The organism is Agathobaculum sp. Marseille-P7918, assembly GCF_964248325.1.
GTDB lineage: Bacteria > Bacillota > Clostridia > Oscillospirales > Butyricicoccaceae > Agathobaculum.
Window position 1 is genome coordinate 81998 of sequence record NZ_CAXTXI010000001.1, and the last position, 23491, is coordinate 105488.

Consider the following 23491-nt stretch of genomic DNA (forward strand, 5'->3'; position numbering starts at 1 on the left):
TTTTTTTGCTGAAACTCTTCTCCTGTCAGTGGTTTTAGACTTTTTCCATATCTCAGACCATAGAAGCAAATCCCGATTGGTAGCCAGGTCAGACATTTGACTCCAGCATTCTCAATGGCATCACGAGAAAATCAGTGGAACATTGGATTATCCAAACGGGTGTTGGAACATTAACACTCACAAGCGGGAACGAGATTAACGTAAGCGTATAAGAAGGATAAGCTGTGTTCTCTTTCGATACCTGTTTTATACCCAGTATATTTTTATCAATGAAAGCTAAAAAAACAGCAGCCATATTGGTTGCTGTTTTTTTATTCATTTTCAAGTTTAAAAATCTTCTCCACTGACTTATTCGGCAGTAGATTCTTCGCGTAACCGCGCTTTCAGTGCACTGTATCTGCGTCCTTTCTGATTATTTCCGACCATATATGCCACCACGTCCTGACTGCCGACGATCACCAGCAGTTGCTTTGCTCGTGTAATTGCCGTATATAGGATATTGCGCGTCAACAATCGACGCGGCAAAGAATCAGACAACGCCAATACCACCGCATCAAATTCGCTGCCCTGTGACTTGTGAACCGTTACCGCATAGGCCAGTTCCAACTCGCCTAACATATCATAGGTATAGGTGGCAATGCGATCATCAAAACGAATCACCATGCATTCCTGTCGCGGAAAAATCTGCAATATCTCCCCTACATCGCCATTAAAAATACCCGTACCCTGCTCGTCATTCTCTCGTTTTTCCCAAATAATATCATAATTGTTGCGCACCTGCATCACCCGGTCACCCTCGCGGAAGATCCAGTCCCCAAAGCGCTTTTCCAGCTTGTCCTCTGCCGGGGGATTCAGCGCTTCTTGAAGTCGCCGGTTGAGCGCAATAGTGCCGCTCCCCTGCCGTCTGGCTGGGGAAAGCACCTGAATCTGCGACGGCAACAGCCCATAGTGATTTGGCAGCCGTGCCGCACAAAGCTGCGCCACCGTTTCAATCACCGCAGCCGGATCGGAACGCTTTAAAAAGAAAAAGTCACCATCTGCGCCGGACGGCACCGGCATGTGTCCCTCGTTGACCGCATGGGCATTCATAACAATATCAGACTGCTGTGCCTGCCGGAAAATATCTGTCAGCTGAATGGTGGGCACACGGTGAGAACCGATGATATCTCGCAGAAAATTTCCCGGTCCAACAGGAGGCAGCTGGTCGGCGTCTCCTACCAAAACCAAGCGCGCACCGTGCGGGAGCGCCTCAATAAGCGCCTGCATCAGCGTGATATCCACCATGGATACCTCGTCCAGAATGACTGCATCACACTCCAAGGGATTAGTCAAATTCCGTGCAAATGCAGTGCGACCTCCCATACCAAATCCCGCTTCCAGCAGACGGTGAATGGTCTTAGCCTCCATCCCGGTTAAGTCCGATAACCGTTTTGCCGCACGTCCCGTTGGCGCCGCCAGCAACGTATTCAATCCCAACGCCTCGAACACCTGCAAAATGCCGCGCACGGTTGTTGTTTTACCGGTTCCGGGACCACCTGTCAGAATGACCAATCCGTTGCGCGCCGCCATCGTTATCGCCTGTTTCTGCTTTTCCGAATATGGCACCTCGCTGTCCAGCACCAACGCTTTGAGCAGCTCATCTACATCGAAATCGTACTGATAATTACGCTCCGCCATGCTGCCCAGCATTTCTGCCAGATACGCCTCCGCATCATGCAAATCGCGCAGATATACTGCGTCCCTCCCGGCAATATGCTCACAAACCAACCGTCCGCGCTCTCTTAACCGTTCAATCGCTGCTAGGGCACGATCCTCATCAAACTGCACATCCTCATCGGAGAGCAGCGAGCAGACTGCCGCCGTAAGCTTTTCCACGGGAATAAACGTATGTCCGTTGTCGAGATTAAATACCAGCGTGTATAAAACGCCCGCATCTGCGCGCTCATCCGACAGCAGCGAAAGTCCTAACTCCATCGCAAGCCCATCCGCCAACTTGAAATCCACATCATAATAGGGATCGCAAAGCAGATACGGATTTTCACACAGCGCATCAATTGCACTATCCCGCAAGCGCTTATACAAAAGCGGCGTCAGGGAAACCGGCAGGCGATGCTCCGCTAAAAAATCCATCAGCAGACGCATCTCATTCTGTTCAGTGAACTGCCGGCCAATCTCCCTCGCCTTTTTCTCTGTAATTCCGCGAATAGCGGTCAATCGTTCCGGCTCATAGGCCAGCACATCAAAGGTATCCTCCCCGAACTTTTCCGCAATACGAGAAGACAACCGCGGACCAATACCGCGAATCAGGCCGGAACTTAAGTACTCCGCAATCCCCCGCACTGAGGATGGCAAACGACGCTCAAACGCTTCAGTTGCAAACTGCTCACCGTACGAAGGATGTGTCACCCATGTTCCGGTCAGAATGACTTCTTCTCCCAAGCCAATATTCGGGAAGGTACCGGTTGCCGTAACCTCCGCACCGTCATCCGAGCTTAAACGCAAAACTGCATATCCATTTTCCTGATTATAAAAAACAATTTGCTCCACTGTGCCTCGTATCAGCACATATTCTCTCTCATCCAAGCTAAACCGTTCCTCTTTCTCTCATTCCAAATACATGATATCCTGTCGTGAGGCCAAATGCTTTGCGATATTATCCTCTCCGCCGCAGCCGATCTCGACAAATGTGATAGACAACCCGGGTAAATATTGCTTACGCACGCGCAGTGCAATCCGAATCATCTGCTCACTGGATGCATCATTGCCATCGCCGTACAACGTCAGCTCTGCCGAACCATGCATACGCAGCAATCGTGCAAAACATAACTCATAAACCACATGTAAAAACGTATACAATCCTATGGCAGCGAAAATTGCAAGTACCGCTTCCCAAAAAACAGACATGAGTCTCCCCTCCTGTTTTCATGCTATGCGGCAAGCAAACTGCTGGTTCCATTACTCGATTTATTGTAACACAAGACGAAATAAATGTAAAATCCCAACCCATAGCAAAGCTGCCGGAATCCTTCCGGCAGCTTTGCATCATGTTTCGTGCTTCATGCACCATTCCGTCAAATCTTGGCTGTTTGTCCCGCGCATGGGATGTGCAGAACCGCACCCTCGTTCATGTGGCGGTAAAGCAATTCCCTCAGGAGCACCGTCCGACGCTTGCCTCCCACCATCTTGTGGTAAAGCAGTAGGTTTACTGCAAGAGAACCACTCAAATTGCTTCTGCGCCGCCTCCATCTGATATTGCTTCATTTTATCCTGTTCCATAGCGCATCCCTCCTTATGGATATTTTGCCGCAAGGAATGTGCAATTAAACAAGAAAAAGCTCCCATGCAAGCATGGGAGCTTTTAAAATTATCAACAATTAGTCAGCGTTGATCTTGGTAACAACGCCGGAACCTACGGTGCGGCCACCCTCACGGATAGCGAAACGCAGGCCTTCCTCGATAGCGATCGGGGTGATCAGCTCAACGTCCATCTCAACGTTATCGCCCGGCATGCACATCTCAGTGCCTTCCGGCAGAGTGATAACGCCAGTAACGTCGGTGGTACGGAAGTAGAACTGGGGACGGTAGTTGTTGAAGAACGGAGTATGACGGCCGCCCTCTTCCTTCTTCAGAACGTAAACCTGACCGTGGAACTTGGTGTGCGGGTGAATGGAGCCGGGCTTAGCCAGAACCTGACCACGCTCGATCTCGTTCTTCTGGATACCACGGAGCAGAGCACCGATGTTGTCGCCAGCCTCAGCATAGTCCAGCAGCTTGCGGAACATTTCGATACCAGTAACAACAGTCTTGCGCGGAGCGTCCATCAGACCAACGATCTCAACTTCCTCGCCCATCTTCAGCTGGCCACGCTCAACACGGCCGGTAGCAACGGTACCACGACCGGTGATAGAGAATACGTCCTCAACCGGCATGATGAACGGCTTGTCAGCAGCACGGTCCGGAGTCGGGATATAGGTGTCAACAGCGTCCATCAGCTCGTGGATGCACTTGTACTCCGGAGCATTCGGATCGGTAGAATCGCAGGTCAGAACCTGAAGCGCAGAACCACGGATTACCGGGATGTCATCGCCCGGGAACTCGTAGGAGGACAGCAGGTCACGGATTTCCATCTCAACCAGATCGAGGAGCTCCTCGTCGTCTACCTGGTCAACCTTGTTCATGAATACAACGATATACGGAACGCCTACCTGACGAGCGAGCAGGATGTGCTCACGGGTCTGGGGCATCGGGCCGTCAGCGGAAGAAACAACCAGGATAGCGCCGTCCATCTGAGCAGCACCGGTGATCATGTTCTTAACGTAGTCAGCGTGGCCCGGGCAGTCAACGTGCGCATAGTGACGGTTCTTGGTGTGATACTCAACGTGCGCAGTGTTGATGGTAATGCCGCGCTCCTTCTCTTCCGGAGCCTTATCGATCGAGTCGTAAGCCTGATATTCAGCCTCGCCCTCGAGAGCCAGAACCTTGGTGATCGCCGCGGTCAGCGTGGTCTTACCATGGTCAACGTGGCCGATAGTACCGATGTTAACGTGCGGCAGGGAGCGGTCAAATTTTTCCTTTGCCATTGTGGATATCCTCCTCGTAAATTAAATTCAAAGTCATGGTGAATTTATTCTACTGCAATTCACAGAAAAATGCAATAGTTTTAGTCGTTTTTATTGCGGGCGTCGATGATCTTCTCCTGAATACTCTTCGGCACCTCAGTGTAGTGGCTGGGCTGCATGGTATACTGGCCACGGCCCTGCGTGCGAGAACGCAGCGCAGTCGCATAACCAAACATTTCGCTCAGCGGAACGGCAGCCGAAATCGCCTGCACGCCGCCGCGCGGCTCCATACCCTGAATCTGGCCACGGCGGGAGTTAAGGTCGCCGATAACGTCACCCATATAATCCTCCGGAACCAGAACGTCGACCTGCATGATCGGCTCCATCAGAACCGGATCAGCCTTCTTCATAGCTTCCTTGAACGCCATAGAACCGGCGATCTTAAATGCCATTTCAGAGGAGTCGACTTCGTGATAAGAACCGTCGTACAACGTAACCTTTACGTCAACAACCGGGTAACCTGCCAGAATACCAGCCTGCATTGCACCCTGAATACCCTGATTAACAGGCTCAATATATTCCTTCGGAATCGCACCGCCAACGATCTTGTTGATGAACTCATAGCCCTTACCGGACTCGTTCGGCTCAACAATAATCTTAACATGGCCGTACTGGCCCTTACCGCCGGACTGACGTGCATACTTCTGATCCACATCAGCAGAACGACGGATGGTTTCCTTGTAAGCAACCTGAGGCGAACCTACGTTGGCTTCTACCTTGAATTCACGCAGCAGACGGTCAACGATGATTTCCAGATGCAGCTCACCCATACCAGCGATAATAGTCTGGCCGGTTTCCTCATCGGTGTAGGTCTTGAAGGTCGGGTCTTCTTCCGCCAGCTTTGCCAGCGCAATGCCCATCTTCTCCTGACCAGCCTTAGTCTTGGGCTCGATCGCAACGCGGATAACCGGATCCGGGAACTCCATGGACTCGAGGATAATCGGATGCTTTTCATCACAGAGCGTATCGCCCGTGGTCGTGTTCTTGAAGCCGATGCCTGCAGCGATATCACCCGAATATACGCAATCAATATCCTGACGGTGGTTTGCATGCATCTGCAAGATACGACCCAGACGCTCGCGCTGATCCTTGGTCGCATTAAGAACCGAAGAACCGGCGGTAATCGTACCGGAGTAAACGCGGAAGAAGGTCAAGCGACCAACAAACGGGTCGGTTGCAATCTTAAACGCGAGAGCGGAGAACGGCGCGTCGTCAGAAGACGGACGGGAATCCTCCTCTTCGGTCTTCGGGTTGATGCCCTTAATGTCCGGAATATCGGTCGGAGCAGGCATATACTCAATAACTGCATCAAGCAGGGGCTGAACGCCCTTGTTGCGGTAAGCAGTACCACAGAGTACCGGAACGATCTCATTGGAAATCGTACCCTTACGAATCGCAGCCTTCACTTCCGGAATGGTCAGTTCTTCGCCTTCGAGGTACTTCATCATGAGGTCCTCGTCCAGTTCAGCAACTGCTTCCCACAGCGCGTCGTGATACTCCTTCGCCTGATCCATCATATCAGCCGGGATATCCTCATCACGGACATCCTTGCCGAGGTCGTCATAATAAACCTCTGCACGCATGGTGATCAGGTCGATGATGCCCTTAAAGCTATCCTCAACACCGATCGGCAGCTGAATCGGAACCGCATTACACTTGAGGCGGTCCTTCATCATGCCGACAACGTTAAAGAAGTCTGCGCCCATGATGTCCATCTTGTTGACAAACGCCATGCGCGGAACCTTGTACTTGTCCGCCTGATGCCATACGGTTTCGGACTGGGGCTCAACGCCACCCTTGGCACAAAATACGGTAACAGAACCGTCGAGAACGCGCAGAGAGCGCTCTACTTCTACGGTAAAGTCAACGTGGCCCGGGGTGTCGATGATGTTGATGCGGTGCTCCGGGAACTGATGCTGGGAGCCCGACCAGTGGCAGGTGGTAGCAGCGGAGGTGATGGTGATACCGCGCTCCTGCTCCTGCTCCATCCAGTCCATGGTAGCGGTACCGTCGTGGGTATCGCCGATTTTGTGATTTACACCGGTGTAATACAGAATACGCTCGGTGGTAGTAGTCTTACCGGCGTCGATGTGCGCCATGATGCCGATATTTCTGGTTCTTTCCAGGGAATATTCTCTAGGCATATTGCTCTCCTTTCAAACGCTCAGCGGATCGCAGATTAATAACGGTAGTGTGCAAACGCCTTGTTTGCTTCCGCCATCTTGTGCGTATCCTCGCGCTTCTTGACAGCACCGCCCAGATTGTTGCAGGCATCCATGATCTCGCCAGCCAGACGCTCACGCATGGTCTTTTCAGAACGGGCACGGGCATACTTGGTGATCCAGCGCAGGCCCAGGGTCTGACGACGCTCCGGACGCACTTCCATCGGCACCTGATAGGTAGCGCCGCCTACACGGCGCGCCTTAACTTCCAGCGACGGCATGATGTTCTCCATCGCTTCGGTGAAAACCTCCAGCGGTTCACGTCCGGTTTTTTCACGGACGATATCGAAAGCACCATAAACAACCTTCTGCGATACGCCCTTCTTGCCGTCGAGCATGATAGAGTTTACCAGCTTGGTGACGAGCTTGGAATTATAAAGCGGATCAGGCAGAACGTCTCTCTTGGGGACATTACCTCTTCTTGGCACTTTACTTCCCTCCTTCAAAATAATTTGATTTCATAGGTACTCCGGCGTGCCTTCATGACAGCCGTTGTAATGCCTGTCCGAGGTAAATACCCGTTTTATCAGATAAATCGGATATAAAACGCCTCAGACAAAGCATGAGTGCTTTGCTGAAAACTTTTAATTCTCGCAAAACCTTGTGGGTGGCAAAATTACTTGCCGGCCTTCGGGCGCTTCGCGCCGTACTTGGAACGAGCCTGACGGCGGTTCGCTACACCCTGGGTATCCAGCGTGCCGCGGATGATGTGGTAACGGACACCAGGAAGGTCCTTAACACGGCCACCGCGAACCATAACAACAGAGTGCTCCTGCAGGTTGTGACCTTCGCCCGGGATGTAAGCGGAAACTTCCATCTGGTTGGTCAGCTTTACACGAGCAACCTTACGAAGCGCAGAGTTCGGCTTCTTCGGCGTCATGGTTTTAACCGTCGTGCAGACGCCGCGCTTCTGCGGAGCGGACTGATCGGTGGCCTTCTTCTTCTGAGAATTGTAGCCTACCTGCAGAGCCGGTGCCGTAGATTTGTAAACGACTGCCTCGCGACCCTTACGGACGAGTTGGTTAAAAGTTGGCATTTTATTTCCTCCTTCTTTCAAAGATATTTATGAAAAGCGCTTTGTGCGCGATTCAACAAAACAGCTTAGCGCAAAACCGTCACGACTGCCGCACCGACATCGATACCGGCTGCATCGCCGAGCTCGGTCATGGTGGTGATTTCCGTGAGTTTGGTATCCGTTTCGCTGCAAAGCTCGTAAACCGGACCAACCACACGTTTTTCAGCATCGAGCGCCACAAATACCTCTTGAGCCTTGCCGTCTCGAATGGCTTTTTTCGATTGTTTCACGCCAATAACCTTGTGCGCCGTGCGAAGTTCTGAAAGCATACTAACCCTCCTATACGGCATACTTCATTAGTATAAGTCTTTTCCATCTGGAAGTCAAGCATTTTTACGGAGTTTTTCTTCATTTTAGTGTGAATTTTACCATTGTTAATCGAATACATGACTTCTCTGTGCACTTATCAATTTATGAAGCTGCCAAAACAGGGGAACGCCTTACAGCATTCCCCTGTCTCCTGCTTTTTATACCATTATTTTAGTGAGACGATTATCAATCCAGATCAACCGTCTGCTCGTAATGGCCGTCACAGTATTCGGTCACACCGGAACCCGCCGGAATCAGCTTACCGATGATGACGTTTTCCTTCAGACCCATCAGCGGATCAACCTTGCCCTTGATTGCGGCATCGGTCAGCACGCGAGTGGTCTCCTGGAAGGAAGCGGCCGACATCCACGAATCGGTTGCCAGAGACGCCTTGGTAATACCCATGAGCGTCGGTTCCGCAACTGCCAGACGCAGACCTTCTTCGCCCGCATCAATGCGATCCTGTACCTTCTGGTTATAGTCCTCAAACTCGAGCAGATCCATTACAGAACCCGGCAGCACTTCTGCGTCGCCAGCGTCCTCAACGCGCACCTTGCGCATCATCTGACGCACGATAACCTCAATGTGCTTATCGTTGATATCAACGCCCTGCTGACGGTAAACCTTCTGTACTTCCTTGATCTCGTAGTCATGCACTGCACGCGGATCAAGCACGCGCAGAATGTCATGCGGATTGAGCGAGCCTTCGTTGAGCTGGAAGCCCTGCGGCACTTCCTGACCGTCCGTTACGCGGATACCAGACGAGGATGCCAGCTGATAGGAGCGCATATCGCCAGTCTGCGGATTGACCACATTGACTGTCTTGACCGTTGTGCGCTTGGATTCCTCGATGTTGACAACACCGCTGATTTCCGCCAGCGTCGCCGCCTTCTTCGGCTTACGTGCCTCGAACAACTCTTCAACTCGCGGAAGACCCTGCGTAATATCCGAACCGGCAACGCCGCCGGTGTGGAACGTACGCATGGTCAGCTGCGTACCCGGCTCACCGATGGACTGCGCAGCAATGATACCAACTGCTTCGCCCTTGCCGACCGGAGTACCCATTGCCAGGTTGATACCATAGCAGTGGCTGCAGACGCCCTTGCGTGCGCGGCATTCCAGAACCGAACGAATCTGAACACGGGTGATACCTGCTGCGAGAACCGCATCCGCATCCGCCTCGTTCATCATGCGGGACTTGGGTACGATCACTTCGCCGGTCTCCGGATGGCAGATATCGTCCACCGGATAACGACCGAGCAGACGCTCGCGCAGCGGCTCGATGATCTGGTTGCCTTCCTTAATATCCTCAACCCAGATGCCCTTGGTTGCGCCGCAGTCCTCCTCGCGGATGATAACATCCTGCGAAACGTCAACCAGACGGCGGGTCAGGTAACCGGAGTCCGCGGTACGAAGCGCGGTATCGGCCAGACCCTTACGCGCACCACGCGCGGAAATAAAGTATTCCAAAACCGACAGGCCCTCACGGAAGTTGGACTTGATCGGGATTTCGATGGTTTTACCGGAGGTGGATGCCATCAGACCGCGCATACCGGCCAGCTGACGAATCTGGTTGATAGAACCACGCGCACCGGAATCCGCCATCATGTGAATCGGGTTAAACCGCTGCTCGCGCATGTTCTCCTGCAGCTTCGCAGTAACCTTTTTGGTAGTGGATTCCCACTCGGCAACCGTCAGGCGGTAACGTTCGTCGTCGGTAATAAAGCCGCGCTTATACTTCTTGTCAATCTTCGCAACCTGCTGCTCAGACTCATGAATCAAGGTGGCCTTATCCTCCGGCACCAGCATATCGGCAACCGCAACCGTCAACGCGCCCTTAGTCGAGTACTTGTAGCCCATCGCCTTGATTGCGTCAAGCACCTCTGCGGTCTTATTGAAGCCATGCACGTGAATGCACTTGTCGATAATCTTTCCAAGCTCTTTCTTACCGCAGGTCATCATAATCTCCAGATCCAGTATCTTTTCCGGATCGGAACGGTCTACAAAACCAAGATCCTGCGGAATGCGCTCGTTGAAGATCAAACGGCCCGGCGTTGCATCGACAATTTTGGAAACCTGCTTGCCGCCGATTTCACGCGTCATGCGCACCTTGATCGGCGCGTGAATTCCAACGATGCCTTCCGTATATGCCATCAATGCTTCGTCCGGATCGCGGAACACCTTGCCCGCGCCCGGCTCGGTCTCACGATCAATCGTCAAATAGTAGGAACCAAGCACCATATCCTGTGACGGAATGGTAACCGGCTTACCGTCCTGCGGTTTGAGCAGGTTGTTTGCCGACAGCATCAGCAGACGCGCCTCAGCCTGCGCCTCAGCGGACAGCGGCACGTGTACCGCCATCTGGTCACCGTCGAAGTCGGCGTTGAACGCCGTACATACGAGCGGATGCAGACGGATGGCACGGCCCTCAACGAGTACCGGCTCAAACGCCTGAATACCCAGGCGGTGCAGTGTCGGCGCACGGTTCAGCATAACCGGATGGCCCTTGATGATGCCCTCGAGCACATCCCAAACCTCAGGCTTGGCGCGCTCTACCATCTTCTTTGCAGATTTAATATTGGATGCCGCGCCGTCCTCAACCAACTTTTTCATGACGAACGGCTTGAACAGCTCGAGCGCCATTTCCTTCGGCAGACCGCACTGATAAATCTTGAGATCCGGACCGACGACGATAACCGAACGTCCGGAATAGTCAACACGTTTGCCGAGCAGGTTCTGACGGAAACGGCCCTGTTTGCCCTTAAGCATGTCGGACAGCGACTTCAGCGCACGGTTGTTCGGACCGGTGACCGGACGGCCGCGACGGCCGTTATCGATCAGGGCGTCAACCGCTTCCTGCAGCATACGCTTCTCGTTGCGCACGATGATATCCGGCGCACCCAACTCCAGAAGACGCTTCAGACGGTTATTGCGGTTAATGACACGGCGATACAGGTCGTTTAAGTCGCTCGTTGCAAAACGACCGCCGTCCAGCTGTACCATCGGACGAATTTCCGGCGGAATAACCGGAACCACGTCCATAATCATCCACTCGGGACGATTATGCGACAACCGGAACGACTCGACAACCTCCAAGCGCTTGATGATGCGCAGACGCTTCTGACCGGAGGACTCGCGCAGCTCAGCGGTCAGTTCCTTGGAGAGCTGCTCCAGATCCAGCTCTGCCAGCAGCTCCTTAATAGCCTCCGCACCCATACCGGCGCGGAAGTCATCCTCGTACTTTTCGCGCATATCGCGGTACTCCGCCTCAGTCAGAATCTGCTTCTTCATCAGCGGCGTATCGCCCGGATCAATCACAATATAGTTTGCAAAATACAGAACTTTTTCCAGCACGCGCGGGCTGATGTCCAGAATCAGGCCCATGCGCGACGGAATACCCTTGAAGTACCAGATGTGCGATACAGGCGCGGCCAGCTCGATGTGGCCCATGCGCTCGCGGCGCACCTTGGCACGGGTTACTTCTACACCGCACTTATCGCAGATCTTGCCCTTGAAACGGACCTTCTTATACTTGCCGCAGTGGCATTCCCAGTCCTTGGTTGGGCCAAAGATGCGTTCGCAGAACAGGCCGTCTTTTTCCGGCTTGAGCGTGCGGTAGTTGATGGTTTCGGGCTTTTTTACTTCACCGTACGACCACTGACGGATCAGGTCAGGAGAGGCCAGACCGATCTTAATGGCGTTAAACGTATGATATCCCATATATTTTAAGATGCTCCTTCCCTATTCACAGATGATTTTGTCGTCCTTGCTTCTTACTCACTCAGGCCATCATCAAAATCATCCACGGCATCATCGCCATCCTCGACGGCGCTATCCAGTGCAAAGAGATCGGTATCGCCTTCCTCAGCATCGTTGATACCAAAGCCGGCAGCAGTAAATTCTTCATCCGCGCCCGAAACAGCCTGCTCCATCGGACGGATGAAATCCGCCTCATCCTCATCATCCTCGGCCAGCTCGATAACTTCCATATTTTCATCGAGCACCTGAATATCCAGGCACAGCGACTGAAGCTCCTTAACCAGAACCTTGAACGACTCCGGCACACCCGGCTGCGGCACGTTGTGACCCTTAACAATTGCCTCGTAGGTCTTGACACGACCGGTAATATCGTCCGACTTAACCGTCAGGATTTCCTGCAAGGTATAAGCCGCGCCATACGCCTCGAGGGCCCAAACTTCCATCTCACCGAAGCGCTGGCCGCCGAACTGCGCTTTACCGCCGAGCGGCTGCTGGGTAACCAGCGAGTACGGGCCGGTGGAACGAGCATGAATCTTATCGTCAACCAGATGGTGCAACTTGAGGTAGTACATATAACCGACGGTTACGCGGTTGTCAAACCTCTCACCGGTACGGCCATCGTAAACAACACTCTTACCGTCTTCATCCACACCGGCAGCCACCAGCGTTTCCTTAATGTCATCCAGCGTTGCGCCATCGAATACCGGCGTCTCGACCTTCCAGCCGAGCTTCTTTGCTGCAAAGCCCAGATGCACTTCGAGCACCTGACCGATATTCATACGGGACGGAACGCCCAAGGGGTTCAGAACGATATCAAGCGGACGGCCATCCTCCAGGAACGGCATATCCTCCTGCGGCAGAATACGGGAAACGACACCCTTGTTACCGTGACGGCCCGCCATCTTATCGCCGACCGAAATCTTGCGCTTCTGCGCAATATACACACGGACTACCATGTTGACGCCCGGGCTCAGCTCGTCGCCGTTTTCACGGGTGAACACCTTCACGTCAACTACGATACCGCTCTCGCCGTGTGGCGCACGCAGAGAGGTATCACGCACCTCGCGCGCCTTCTCGCCGAAGATCGCACGCAGCAGGCGCTCTTCCGCAGTCAGCTCGGTTTCGCCCTTGGGCGTGACCTTACCAACCAGAATGTCGCCCGCCTGCACCTCAGCGCCTACGCGGATAATGCCGCGCTCGTCAAGGTTGCGCAGCGCATCCTCACCGACATTCGGGATGTCGCGGGTAATCTCTTCCGGCCCGAGCTTGGTGTCACGGGATTCGGATTCGTATTCCTCAATGTGAATCGAGGTATAAACGTCATCACGTACCAGACGCTCGTTGAGCAGAACGGCGTCCTCGTAGTTGTAGCCTTCCCAGGTCATAAAGCCGATCAGCGCGTTCTTGCCAAGCGCAATCTCACCCTTATCGGTCGAAGGACCATCCGCCAGCACATCACCCTTCTTAACGCGCTCGCCCAAATCAACAATCGGGCGCATGTTAATACAGGTGGACTGGTTGGAGCGCAGGAACTTGGTCAGATGATAGGTCTTTTCTTCACCGTTATCATACTGAACAATCACTTCGCGTGCGGTTACGCGGGTAACCACACCGTCGCCCTCTGCCAGCGGAATCGTGCCGGAGTCAACCGCAGCCTTATACTCCATACCGGTTGCAACAACCGGCGCCTCGGTCTTGAGCAGCGGAACCGCCTGACGCTGCATGTTCGCGCCCATCAGTGCGCGGTTTGCGTCATCGTGATCGAGGAACGGAATGAACGCCGTCGCAACCGAAACCATCATGCGGGGCGAAACATCCATCAGGTCAACGTCCTTGCGGTCGACCTCAACGAATTCGTCACGCATACGGCAGGTAACACGCTCATTGAGCAGATAGCCTTCTTCATCAATCGGCTCGGTCGCCTGACAGACGATATATTCGTCCTCGACATCCGCCGTCATATACTGTACCTGATCGGTTACACGGCCGTGCTCCTTATCAATGATGCGGTACGGCGCTTCAATGAATCCGAAATCATTGATGCGCGCATAGGTTGCCAGATAAGAAATCAGACCGATATTCGGACCTTCAGGCGTCTCAATCGGACACAGACGGCCATAGTGCGAATAGTGTACGTCACGCACTTCGAAGGATGCGCGGTCACGCGACAGACCGCCGGGACCCAGCGCAGACATACGGCGCTTGTGCGTCAACTCTGCCAGCGGGTTGTTCTGGTCCATAAACTGCGACAGCGGAGAGGAACCAAAGAATTCCTTGATCGCTGCAGTCACAGGGCGAATGTTGATCAAGCTCTGCGGCGTAACAATATCCAGATCCTGAATGGTCATACGCTCACGGATCACACGCTCCATACGGCTGAAGCCGATGCGGAACTGGTTCTGGAGCAGCTCACCTACGCAGCGCAGACGACGGTTGCCCAGATGGTCAATATCGTCGGTTGTGCCGATACCATGGCCAAGTCCCAGCAGATAGCAAATGGATGCCAGCATGTCGTCAACGATGATGGTCTTCGGGATGAGGTCGTGCATGCGGGTGGTGATGGTCTTTTTCATCTCTTCACCCGAAACACCCGAATCAATGATCTCCTTGAGAACGGAGAAGCGAACCTTTTCCTTCACGCCAAGTTCTTCAGCAGAAAAACCGGTATAGTCGCTGAAATCGTCGATATCGACCATGCCGTTACCGAACACCTTGACCGCTGTGCCCTCACCAGACTCAATCGTCACATGGTTGACACCACGACGCGACAGCAAGCGCGCCTTATCACGGCCGAGCACCTCATTTTCTTCCGCCAGAACTTCGCCGGTCATCGGGTCAACCGCAGTGCTGAGCAGCTTATGGCCGGTGATGCGGCGGGCAATATCCAGCTTCTTGTTGTACTTGTAACGGCCAACCGCAGAAATGTCATAGCGGCGCATATCGAAGAACATCGCGTCCATCAGGCTGGTTGCCGACTCAACAGAAGGCGGCTCACCCGGACGCATCTTCTTGTAAATCTCGATGAGTGCCTCATCCGAGGTATGCGCCGGATCCTTATCCAGCGTCGCAAGAATCAGCGGGTCCTCACCGAACAGTTCCTTGATTTCCGCATCGGTCTTGACACCGATAGCACGGATAAAGCTCGTAATCGGAATCTTACGGTTTTTATCAATACGGACATAGAACACGTCGTTTGCATCAGTCTCATACTCCAGCCATGCGCCGCGGTACGGGATTACCGTTGCAGACAGAATCATCTTGTCAGTCTTGTCGTACTCTTTGCCGTAGTACACACCGGGCGAACGGACCAACTGCGACACGATGGCGCGCTCTGCACCGTTGATGATGAAGGTCGCGGAATCGGTCATCTTCGGGAAATCACCCATAAAGATTTCCTGTTCCTTGATTTCGCCGGTTTCCTTGTTGCGCAGGCGCATACGCACCTTTAAGGGCGAAGCATATGTGGCGTCTCGCGCCTTGCACTCTTCGACGCTGTACTTCGGCTCCTCATCCATCGAATAGTCGAGGAAAGAAAGCTCCAGATTGCCAGTGTAGTCCGTGATGGACGCGGTGTCGGCGAAAACCTCACGCAGCCCCTCATCGAGGAACCACTGATACGACTTTTTCTGCACCTCAATCAGATTCGGCATCTCCAGAATCTCATTGATGCGCGCAAAGCTCTTTCGTGTGGTTTTGCCGTGCTGTACGTCTTTCACCTTCATGTGCTTTGATCACTCCGTTTCTTTCGGCTGTGTTGGTGTTGATACGCCCGGCGGCGTTGCGAAAATATTGTTTTTGGTCTTGCATTCTCTTGCAGACCGTGCTAACATGTAGTTAGGAATCGGGAATTCTTCCACGATTTTGTAAGCGTTTTATTATACCATGTTTTTCTACAATACGTCAAGGTTGTTTTTGTATAAAAAGCGGACGGTTTTCACCGTCCGCTTTTTTGATTTTTACAACACTTTGGACAAAAAGTCCTTTAATCTCGGATTTTGCGGATGCTCAAAGAAGGCTTTCGGCTCATTCTGCTCGACAATATTGCCGCCGTCCATAAACAGCACACGGGTACCCACTTCACGAGCAAAACCCATTTCGTGCGTCACCACGACCATCGTCATGCCGTCATCCGCCAATTCCTTCATAATCTCCAGCACTTCACCGACCATCTCCGGATCAAGCGCCGAAGTCGGCTCGTCAAAGAGCATCACATCCGGGTTCATCGCCAGCGCACGCGCAATTGCAATACGCTGTTGCTGACCGCCGGAAAGCTGAATTGGATAACTGTTCGCCTTGTCCGGCAAACCGACACGCGCAAGCAATTCCATGGCGCGCTTGTCTGCTTCCGCATCCGTCATCACCTTGAGTTTGACAGGAGCGAGCTTGATGTTTTCCTTCACAGTCAGGTGCGGAAACAGATTGAACTGCTGGAACACCATGCCCATTTTGCGGCGCACCAAGTTGATATCTGTCTGCTTCGAGGTGATATTCTGTCCCTCAAAAATAATCTCACCGCTTGTCGGCTCTTCCAACAGATTCAGGCAACGCAGAAAAGTGGATTTACCCGAGCCGGATGGCCCAATGATAACGACCTTTTCACCCTTCTCGATATGCTCATTCACATCGATCAGTACTTTGTGATCGCCAAAGGATTTGTGTAAGTTTTTAACGCTGATCACTTGCGCGCAGCCTCCTTTCCAGAATACCGAGCAGCTTGGTCAAAACCAATACCATGACCAGATAGATGACTGCAATCGACAGATACGGCATCCACGGCGCATAGGTACGGCTCTGCACAATCATTGCGCCCTTGGTCAAATCCATCAAACCGATAACCGTACAAATTGAAGTCTCCTTGAGCAGCGTAATGAGTTCGTTGCCCAACGCCGGCAGAATGTTCTTAATCGCCTGCGGGATGATAATATAGCGCATGGTAGCCGCATAATTCAGTCCCAGCGACCGACCCGCCTCCATCTGTCCCTTATTGATCGACATGATGCCGGAACGAACAATTTCCGCCACATAAGCGCCGGAATTGACACCAAAGGAGATAATCGCTGCCGCAATCATGTTCTGCGAGGAACCGAAAATGATAAAATACATGATCAGGAGCTGCACCGTGCTGGGCGTACCACGAATAACCGTCAGATACACCTTACAGACAAGATTCCCCAGTCCGAGCAGTATACCACCCAGACCACGCCAGTGTACACGCTGCGAATCATAGGCCGAGCGAATAATTGCAATACACACACCGATTACAACACCGAGAATCAGCGCCCCGACCGTAACCTCCAGCGTCGTGCCAAGACCCTTGGCAAAATAGATGTACCACCGGTCGCCCTCAATAAAGGTCTGGTAAAATTGTTGCTGAAACCATTGGATAAAATCTGACACCGGCACAATCCCCCTTTTTATTTATCAAAATGCGCAGAGGGGGCGGCCATTACAGGCCGTCCCCACAGCTTGTTTGCTCACTTAGTCCGCCGTGATATATTTATCAATGATCGACTGAACAGTACCGTCTGCAATCAGCTCGCCCAGTGCAGCGTCAACCGCATCCTTGAGCGCGGTGTTGTCCTTTGCAAACGCAATCGCGTAATCTTCCTCCGCATAAGCGGTATCCAGAATCTTCAGACCTTCGTTTGCTTCCACATACTTCTGTGCCGGAGCGTTATCGATAACAACGCAGTCAATCTTGCCCTGCGTCAGCGCCATGATTGCGTCCGTGCCCTTGCTGTAGCGGCTCATCGCCTCTTCGCCGAAGTCATCCGTGCAGTACAGATCGCCCGTGGTGCCCTGCTGTACGCCAATCTTCTTGCCAGCCAAGTCATCCGGAGAAGCAATATCCGAACCCTCGGGAACAATGATGGACTGTACGCCCGTTGCGTAGGTCTGCGAGAAGTTTACATTCTGCTCACGCTCAGGCGTAACGGTCATGCCGGCCATACCCATATCCGCCTTGCCGGACGAAACCGCAGTGATGATCGAATCAAACTCCATATCGGAAATGGCGAAGTCCAAGCCGAGCTTATCGGCAATTGCCTTGCCAACCTCAGCGTCGATGCCGACAATCTCTTCGCCCTCATAGTACTCGTACGGCTCAAAGAATGCATTGGTTGCCATGGTCAGCGTGCCATCCACAGCCAGCTTGTAATCCGTGCTGGTTTCCGCAGCATTGCTCTCGTCCTGACCATTATCCGAAGTCTGTGCATTGTTGCCGCCGCAGCCAGTCAGCAGCATCGAGCCTGCCAGCAGCATGCTCAGCATCGCAATAGAAAGCTTTTTCATTGTTTTCTCTCCTCCTAATTGCCGGTCTTGCGGACCGGACATTTCAAACAAGATTTATTATACATGGGCCTGTTTAAAAATTCAACCTCTAAATCAGCAAAAACACAACAAAAATCACACTGCTTTTCGTCATATCCACAACAAATTTGCGCTGTGACCTTTTTCAGCCTGCCTGCATAGCTTGACAGTACCTTATTTTATAGGAGGTCATCCCCATGCGTTACCATACATACCCTCTCCCATCTCCGCAGCTTACAGGCAGACATCCGCACGGCACGACCGCGACCGCGGAATCCCATTCCGGCGTTGTCTCCATCTACGCCAAGCCATCCTCCCATGCAGCAATCGTCGGCAATGTGCCATGCGGCGCGCAACTTGTGGTGCTCGGCCGTCAGGCTGACTGGCATGCTGTACGCTACGGTCCGTGTCAGGGCTTTGTTTCCGGCGATACTATTGTGCTGAATTACTAATTTGTGCTGTCTTTCGGGCGAAAACATCTGTCTTTCCGTCCGGATTTCTCCTTGCGTTCAGCCTGCATAAACAGTATAATAGATGTGTTCGATGCGATAAACGCAAGGAGGTACGAAATTTAGTGTATCAGATTTTGAAAAAGCAGACGCTGAACGCGAATACCAAGCTGATGGTGATTGACGCGCCGCACGTGGCGCGCAAGGCCGAGCCCGGCCAGTTCATCATCCTGCGCGTCAGCGAGGACGGCGAGCGCATTCCGCTCACCATTGCGGACTATAACCGTGAGACGGGTGCGGTCACGATCATTTTCCAGGAGGTCGGCGCAACCACAATGGCGCTCGGCGCGCTGAACGAGGGCGACTGCCTGCATGACTTTGTCGGCCCGCTGGGCAAGGCAAGTGAGCTGGAAGGCCTTAAGAAGGTTGCGGTAGTCGGCGGCGGTCTCGGCTGCGCGATTGCCTACCCGCAGGCAAAGAAACTGCACGAGATGGGCTGCGAGGTCGATTTGATTGCAGGTTTCCGGAATAAGGACATTGTTATCCTTGAGGACGAAATGAAGGCCGCTTCTACCAACCTTTATATTATGACCGATGACGGTTCGAACGGCCACAAGGGTTTTGTTACCGATAAGCTCAAGGAGCTGATTGACGCAGGCAACCAGTACGACGCAGTCATTGCCATCGGCCCGATGATCATGATGAAGTTTGTTTCCGAGGTTACCCGCCCCTACGGCATCAAGACCATTGTCTCCATGAACACCATCATGGTTGACGGCACCGGCATGTGCGGCGGCTGCCGCCTGACGGTCGGCGGTGAAACCAAGTTCGCCTGCGTTGACGGCCCGGACTTTGACGGCCATCTTGTTGATTTTGACAGTGCAATGCGCCGCGGCGCGATGTACAAGGCACAGGAAAAGCAGGCAGTGGAACGCCGCGAGGAGCACTGCAACCTGTACAAGATGGAGGTCAAGTAACAATGCCGAATATGAATCCGAACAAAATGCCCATGCCCGAGCAGGCGCCGGACGTGCGCAATAAGAATTTTGATGAAGTAACGCTCGGCTACACGCCGGAAATGGCAATCGAGGAAGCACAGCGCTGCCTCAACTGCAAGCATAAGCCCTGCATCACCGGCTGCCCGGTACAGGTAAAAATCCCTGAGTTCATCGCACTGGTTGCCGAGGGCAAGTTCCTCGAAGCTGCCGCCAAGATCAAGGAGACCTCTGCCCTGCCCGCTGTCTGCGGTCGTGTATGTCCGCAGGAAACCCAGTGCGAGCAGAAGTGCGTGCGCGGCATCAAGGGTGAGCCGGTTGCCATCGGCCGTCTGGAGCGCTTTGTCGCTGACTATGCGCGTGAGCACGGCGAAGAGAAGCCGGTAAAGCCCGCTCCCAACGGTCACAAGTGCGCAATTGTCGGCGCCGGCCCTGCAGGCCTGACCTGCGCAGGTGATCTGGCGCGTATGGGTTACGAAGTGACTGTATTCGAAGCGCTTCACACTGCGGGCGGCGTGCTGATGTACGGCATTCCGGAATTCCGTCTGCCCAAAGAAATCGTGCAGAAGGAAATTGACACGCTCAAAGACCTTGGCGTTGAATTTGTGCTCAACTTTGTTGTTGGCCGCTCGGAAACCATTGACGAACTGTTTGCCGACGGCTATGAAGCGATCTTTGTCGGTTCGGGTGCTGGTCTGCCGTCCTTCCTGGGCGTGCCGGGCGAAAATGCCAACGGCGTTTACTCGGCCAATGAATATCTGACCCGCATCAACCTGATGAAAGCATATCAGGAAGGCTCAGACACACCGATTTTCCACGCACACAAGGTTGCGGTCGTTGGCGGCGGCAACGTTGCCATGGACGCGGCGCGTTGCGCCAAGCGTATGGGTGCAGAAGATGTTTACATCGTTTACCGTCGTTCCGAGAAGGAATTGCCCGCCCGTCTGGAGGAAATTCATCACGCCAAGGAAGAGGGCATCATCTTCAAGTTCCTGACCGCTCCGCTGGAAGTTATGTCGGACGAAAACTACAACGTGACCGGCATGAAGTGCCAGCAGATGGAACTGGGTGAGCCGGATGAGTCCGGCCGCCGCCGTCCGGTGCCGGTCGAAGGCTCGGAGTTCACGCTCGATTTGGACTGTGTCATCGCAGCGATTGGCACCAGCCCCAACCCGCTGATCCGTCACACCACGCCGGGTCTGGACACCAACCGCAAGGGCTGCATCATTGCAGACGACGAGCACGGCATCACATCCAAGGACGGCGTGTTCGCCGGCGGCGACGCCGTTACCGGCGCAGCTACCGTTATCCTCGCCATGGGCGCGGGCAAGCGTGCAGCAGCGGCGATGGATGAGTACATCAAGAATAAACAGTAATCCGCAATGGAGAAACACCCTGCCGACCGGCAGGGTGTTTTTGTATACAAACAGAAAGCCGTCGGGCAGAAAGGTGTATCCCCTACTGCCCGACGGCTGCCCCGTCTGAAAATAGTCTCAGCCGACTTCATCCAATTCTGCAGTCAGCACTGCCTGAAGTTCCGCTTCGTCTTTCGCCTGCTTGACGCGCAATGTCTGCGATGCAATCCGTCCGTTCTGCACGGTCTGCACCAGTACCGCATCTCCCACTTGATCTAACGCCGCGCCGGCATGTGACAGCGCCCAGAAATACCCCTCATACTGCGCAGGCAGAACGGTAAACGAGAAGGTCCAATCACTGCCCGATCGCTTCAATGTATCTACACAAGCCAACGGAACTGGAGCATATCCATATAGCAGCGCGGCGCGCACATGACCAGCCTGTTCCGCTGCATTCATAGAATAGGTCTGCGAATACGCATCCACGTTTGGCGATCCCAAAGTAATGTTTCCCTCAGCAATCGCCGTGCCGTCCACACGGTTCACTGTAGTGTAGTCCTCTGTTCGCACGGTCAGGCTGTTGGCCCCGTTCTCCGACAGTCCCGCCTCTAATCCGCCGCGCACAGAAAATTGCTCCAACGTTGCCATATCTGCCGTTGCCGTGCGATACTGCGCATAAGTGCTGAACAATGTCTGATATGACTTTGCCATCTGTGCATCCACTGCACCATTCTCAACCAGCTGTTCCAGCAGCGTTTGCTCACTGCCCTTTGGAATCAATGAAAGCGCGGTATAGCTTGCAGCCGCCACATCGTCACGCAGAAAATCTTCTGTATCAATAACAGCCGCTTCATATAATCCGATTTGCTGCGCAAAATCATCCACATCGGCATAGGCAAAATCCCCGTCCGCCTCGGTATAGCCGAGCGCACGCAAGACAAATGCGGCATACATCTGTGCAGTGCAAGGCGCTTCTGGCACAAATGCCGCTGCCGATACGCCCGTGGTTGCACCAATGTCATATAAGTACTGCACATAGGGCTTTTCCCAGTTCTGCAAATCGGTAAACGGCGCAGAATATTCGAGTGTCAATGCATTCTGCTCCGCTCCCAGCAAACGCACCAGCATGGCCGCCGCCTCACCGCGCGTCGGCGCACGATCCAGTTCATACCCCTGCGCTGTTCCCTCAAATAAACCAAGGTCTTTCAAATGATCGGCACACGCTGTATAATCCGCGGCGACAGCCGAAACCGTCAGCGAACCGGCCAGTAACGCTCCGGCCAATATAGTACGAAACCACTGTTTCATTATCATACGCTCCTTAAATCAGTTCGATATGATATATCTTATCATACATTCGTGTTTTTTCCAACAGGAAACGGACATACTACCCAAAAAGAAAGGGTGTGTCCGTATTGATCAATATGCAAAAATGCGGCGTAATCGGTGTCGGCTTTGTCGGCGCCACCTGCGCCTATACTCTGGCGGTTTCCGGGTTATTCTCAGAAGTCGTTCTGGTAGACATGAATCAAAAAAAAGCAGAAGGTGAAGCCGCAGACATTAACCACGGCGTTTCCTTCGCTAAACCGTGTTTTGTGCGTGCCGGGAAATATGCCGACCTTGCGGAATGCGGTTTAATCATTATCGCGGCCGGCGCCAACCAAAAGCCCGGCGAAACGCGGATAGAACTGCTCAACCGCAACCGCGTGATTTTATCTTCCATCATGGAGCAGTTGACCGCCGTCAATAAAAACGCGGTTTTGCTCATCGTTTCCAACCCCGTTGATGTGCTCACCTGCATGGCGCAGCAGCTTTCCGGCCTCCCAGCTGGACATGTCATCGGCTCCGGCACTGTACTGGATACCGCGCGCCTCAAATACCTTGTCGGCCAGAAACTCGGCGTAGACAGCCGCAACGTGCATGCCTTTATCATCGGTGAGCATGGCGACAGCGAGCTTGCCGTCTGGTCCAGCGCAAATATTTCCGGCGTTGATTTGGATGACTACTGTCGCATCACCGGCGTCACGGATCCCACCGCGATGCTGCATCAGATTTATGAAAATGTGCGTGACGCTGCTTACTCCATTATCGAAAGCAAAGGTGCAACTTACTACGGTATTGGCATGGCAGTGCGCCGTATTGCAGAAGCCATCGTTCGCGATGAGCATTCCGTCCTTCCTGTCTCCTCTATGATTCAAGGCCACTACGGCGTTGACGGCATCTGTCTTGGTCTGCCCTCCATCGTAGGCAAAAACGGCGTGGAAGCAGTGCTGGATATCCCGTTGTCCGCCGACGAACTCGGCAGATTGCAAAGCTCCGCGCAAAAAATGAAAGCACTGATAAAGCAGCTGCACTAAAAAAAACCGGAACGGATTTCCGTTCCGGTTTTTCTTTCAAAG

Annotated in this window: 18 protein-coding genes; 4 read left to right on the plus strand and 14 right to left on the minus strand. The window is 53.3% G+C overall.

All coding sequences use genetic code 11. The features are described from left to right. Window positions 1-348: 348 nt before the first annotated feature. The 13 genes from ACESSO_RS00415 to ACESSO_RS00475 form a co-directional block, all read right to left on the minus strand. Window positions 349-2583 (minus strand): ATP-dependent RecD-like DNA helicase, encoded by a 2235-nt coding sequence (locus ACESSO_RS00415; protein ID WP_373163015.1) that lies wholly within the window; start codon window positions 2581-2583, stop codon window positions 349-351. Between the two features lie 21 nt (window positions 2584-2604). Further along, entirely contained in the window at window positions 2605-2904 is a 300-nt protein-coding gene (locus ACESSO_RS00420; protein ID WP_373163017.1) for a hypothetical protein, read from the minus strand. A 138-nt stretch (window positions 2905-3042) separates the two neighbouring features. Then, window positions 3043-3276, minus strand: coding sequence for a hypothetical protein (locus ACESSO_RS00425; RefSeq protein WP_373163019.1), 234 nt, complete (start codon window positions 3274-3276; stop codon window positions 3043-3045). Between the two features lie 98 nt (window positions 3277-3374). Beyond that, the gene (gene tuf, locus ACESSO_RS00430; RefSeq protein ID WP_373163021.1) at window positions 3375-4580 is read right to left on the minus strand and encodes an elongation factor Tu; all 1206 of its coding nucleotides are present in this window, start codon (window positions 4578-4580) and stop codon (window positions 3375-3377) included. A gap of 80 nt (window positions 4581-4660) precedes the next feature. Beyond that, complete coding sequence (fusA, locus tag ACESSO_RS00435) at window positions 4661-6763, minus strand: elongation factor G (RefSeq protein ID WP_373163023.1); 2103 nt, start codon at window positions 6761-6763, stop codon at window positions 4661-4663. Window positions 6764-6798: 35 nt separating this feature from the next. Beyond that, window positions 6799-7269 (minus strand): 30S ribosomal protein S7, encoded by a 471-nt coding sequence (rpsG, locus tag ACESSO_RS00440; protein WP_054327683.1) that lies wholly within the window; start codon window positions 7267-7269, stop codon window positions 6799-6801. Window positions 7270-7457: 188 nt separating this feature from the next. Beyond that, a complete protein-coding gene (rpsL, locus tag ACESSO_RS00445; protein WP_054327684.1) occupies window positions 7458-7877 on the minus strand; it encodes a 30S ribosomal protein S12 in 420 nt (139 codons plus the stop codon). A 65-nt stretch (window positions 7878-7942) separates the two neighbouring features. Further along, window positions 7943-8185: a ribosomal L7Ae/L30e/S12e/Gadd45 family protein gene (locus tag ACESSO_RS00450; RefSeq protein ID WP_373163026.1), complete on the minus strand. Its 243-nt coding sequence runs from the start codon at window positions 8183-8185 to the stop codon at window positions 7943-7945. 226 nt (window positions 8186-8411) lie between these two features. Next, window positions 8412-11945 carry a DNA-directed RNA polymerase subunit beta' gene (gene rpoC / locus ACESSO_RS00455; protein ID WP_373163028.1) on the minus strand — a complete coding sequence of 1178 codons (3534 nt, stop codon included), beginning with the start codon at window positions 11943-11945 and terminating at the stop codon, window positions 8412-8414. 53 nt (window positions 11946-11998) lie between these two features. Then, window positions 11999-15706, minus strand: a complete 3708-nt coding sequence (gene rpoB, locus ACESSO_RS00460) for a DNA-directed RNA polymerase subunit beta (RefSeq protein WP_373163030.1) — start codon at window positions 15704-15706, stop codon at window positions 11999-12001. A 234-nt stretch (window positions 15707-15940) separates the two neighbouring features. Beyond that, a complete protein-coding gene (locus tag ACESSO_RS00465) occupies window positions 15941-16663 on the minus strand; it encodes an amino acid ABC transporter ATP-binding protein (RefSeq protein WP_373163032.1) in 723 nt (240 codons plus the stop codon). Next, complete coding sequence (locus tag ACESSO_RS00470; RefSeq protein WP_373163034.1) at window positions 16650-17381, minus strand: amino acid ABC transporter permease; 732 nt, start codon at window positions 17379-17381, stop codon at window positions 16650-16652. The genes ACESSO_RS00465 and ACESSO_RS00470 overlap by 14 nt, the downstream gene beginning before the upstream one ends. Before the next feature lie 81 nt (window positions 17382-17462). After that, on the minus strand, window positions 17463-18275 hold the full coding sequence (locus tag ACESSO_RS00475; RefSeq protein WP_373163036.1) for an ABC transporter substrate-binding protein: 813 nt from the start codon (window positions 18273-18275) through the stop codon (window positions 17463-17465). Window positions 18276-18490: 215 nt separating this feature from the next. Between ACESSO_RS00475 and ACESSO_RS00480 the strand changes: the two genes are divergently transcribed. From ACESSO_RS00480 to gltA, 3 genes are all read left to right on the plus strand, one after another. Further along, window positions 18491-18745, plus strand: coding sequence for an SH3 domain-containing protein (locus tag ACESSO_RS00480; protein ID WP_373163038.1), 255 nt, complete (start codon window positions 18491-18493; stop codon window positions 18743-18745). 122 nt (window positions 18746-18867) lie between these two features. Then, entirely contained in the window at window positions 18868-19719 is an 852-nt protein-coding gene (locus tag ACESSO_RS00485; RefSeq protein WP_373163040.1) for a sulfide/dihydroorotate dehydrogenase-like FAD/NAD-binding protein, read from the plus strand. A 2-nt stretch (window positions 19720-19721) separates the two neighbouring features. Beyond that, window positions 19722-21113: an NADPH-dependent glutamate synthase gene (gene gltA / locus ACESSO_RS00490; RefSeq protein WP_373163042.1), complete on the plus strand. Its 1392-nt coding sequence runs from the start codon at window positions 19722-19724 to the stop codon at window positions 21111-21113. A 117-nt stretch (window positions 21114-21230) separates the two neighbouring features. On the opposite strand, the gene ACESSO_RS00495 is transcribed toward gltA, so the two are convergent. Then, window positions 21231-22400 carry a hypothetical protein gene (locus ACESSO_RS00495; protein ID WP_373163043.1) on the minus strand — a complete coding sequence of 390 codons (1170 nt, stop codon included), beginning with the start codon at window positions 22398-22400 and terminating at the stop codon, window positions 21231-21233. A gap of 116 nt (window positions 22401-22516) precedes the next feature. Between ACESSO_RS00495 and ACESSO_RS00500 the strand changes: the two genes are divergently transcribed. Beyond that, window positions 22517-23449: an L-lactate dehydrogenase gene (locus tag ACESSO_RS00500; protein ID WP_373163045.1), complete on the plus strand. Its 933-nt coding sequence runs from the start codon at window positions 22517-22519 to the stop codon at window positions 23447-23449. Window positions 23450-23491: the final 42 nt, after the last annotated feature.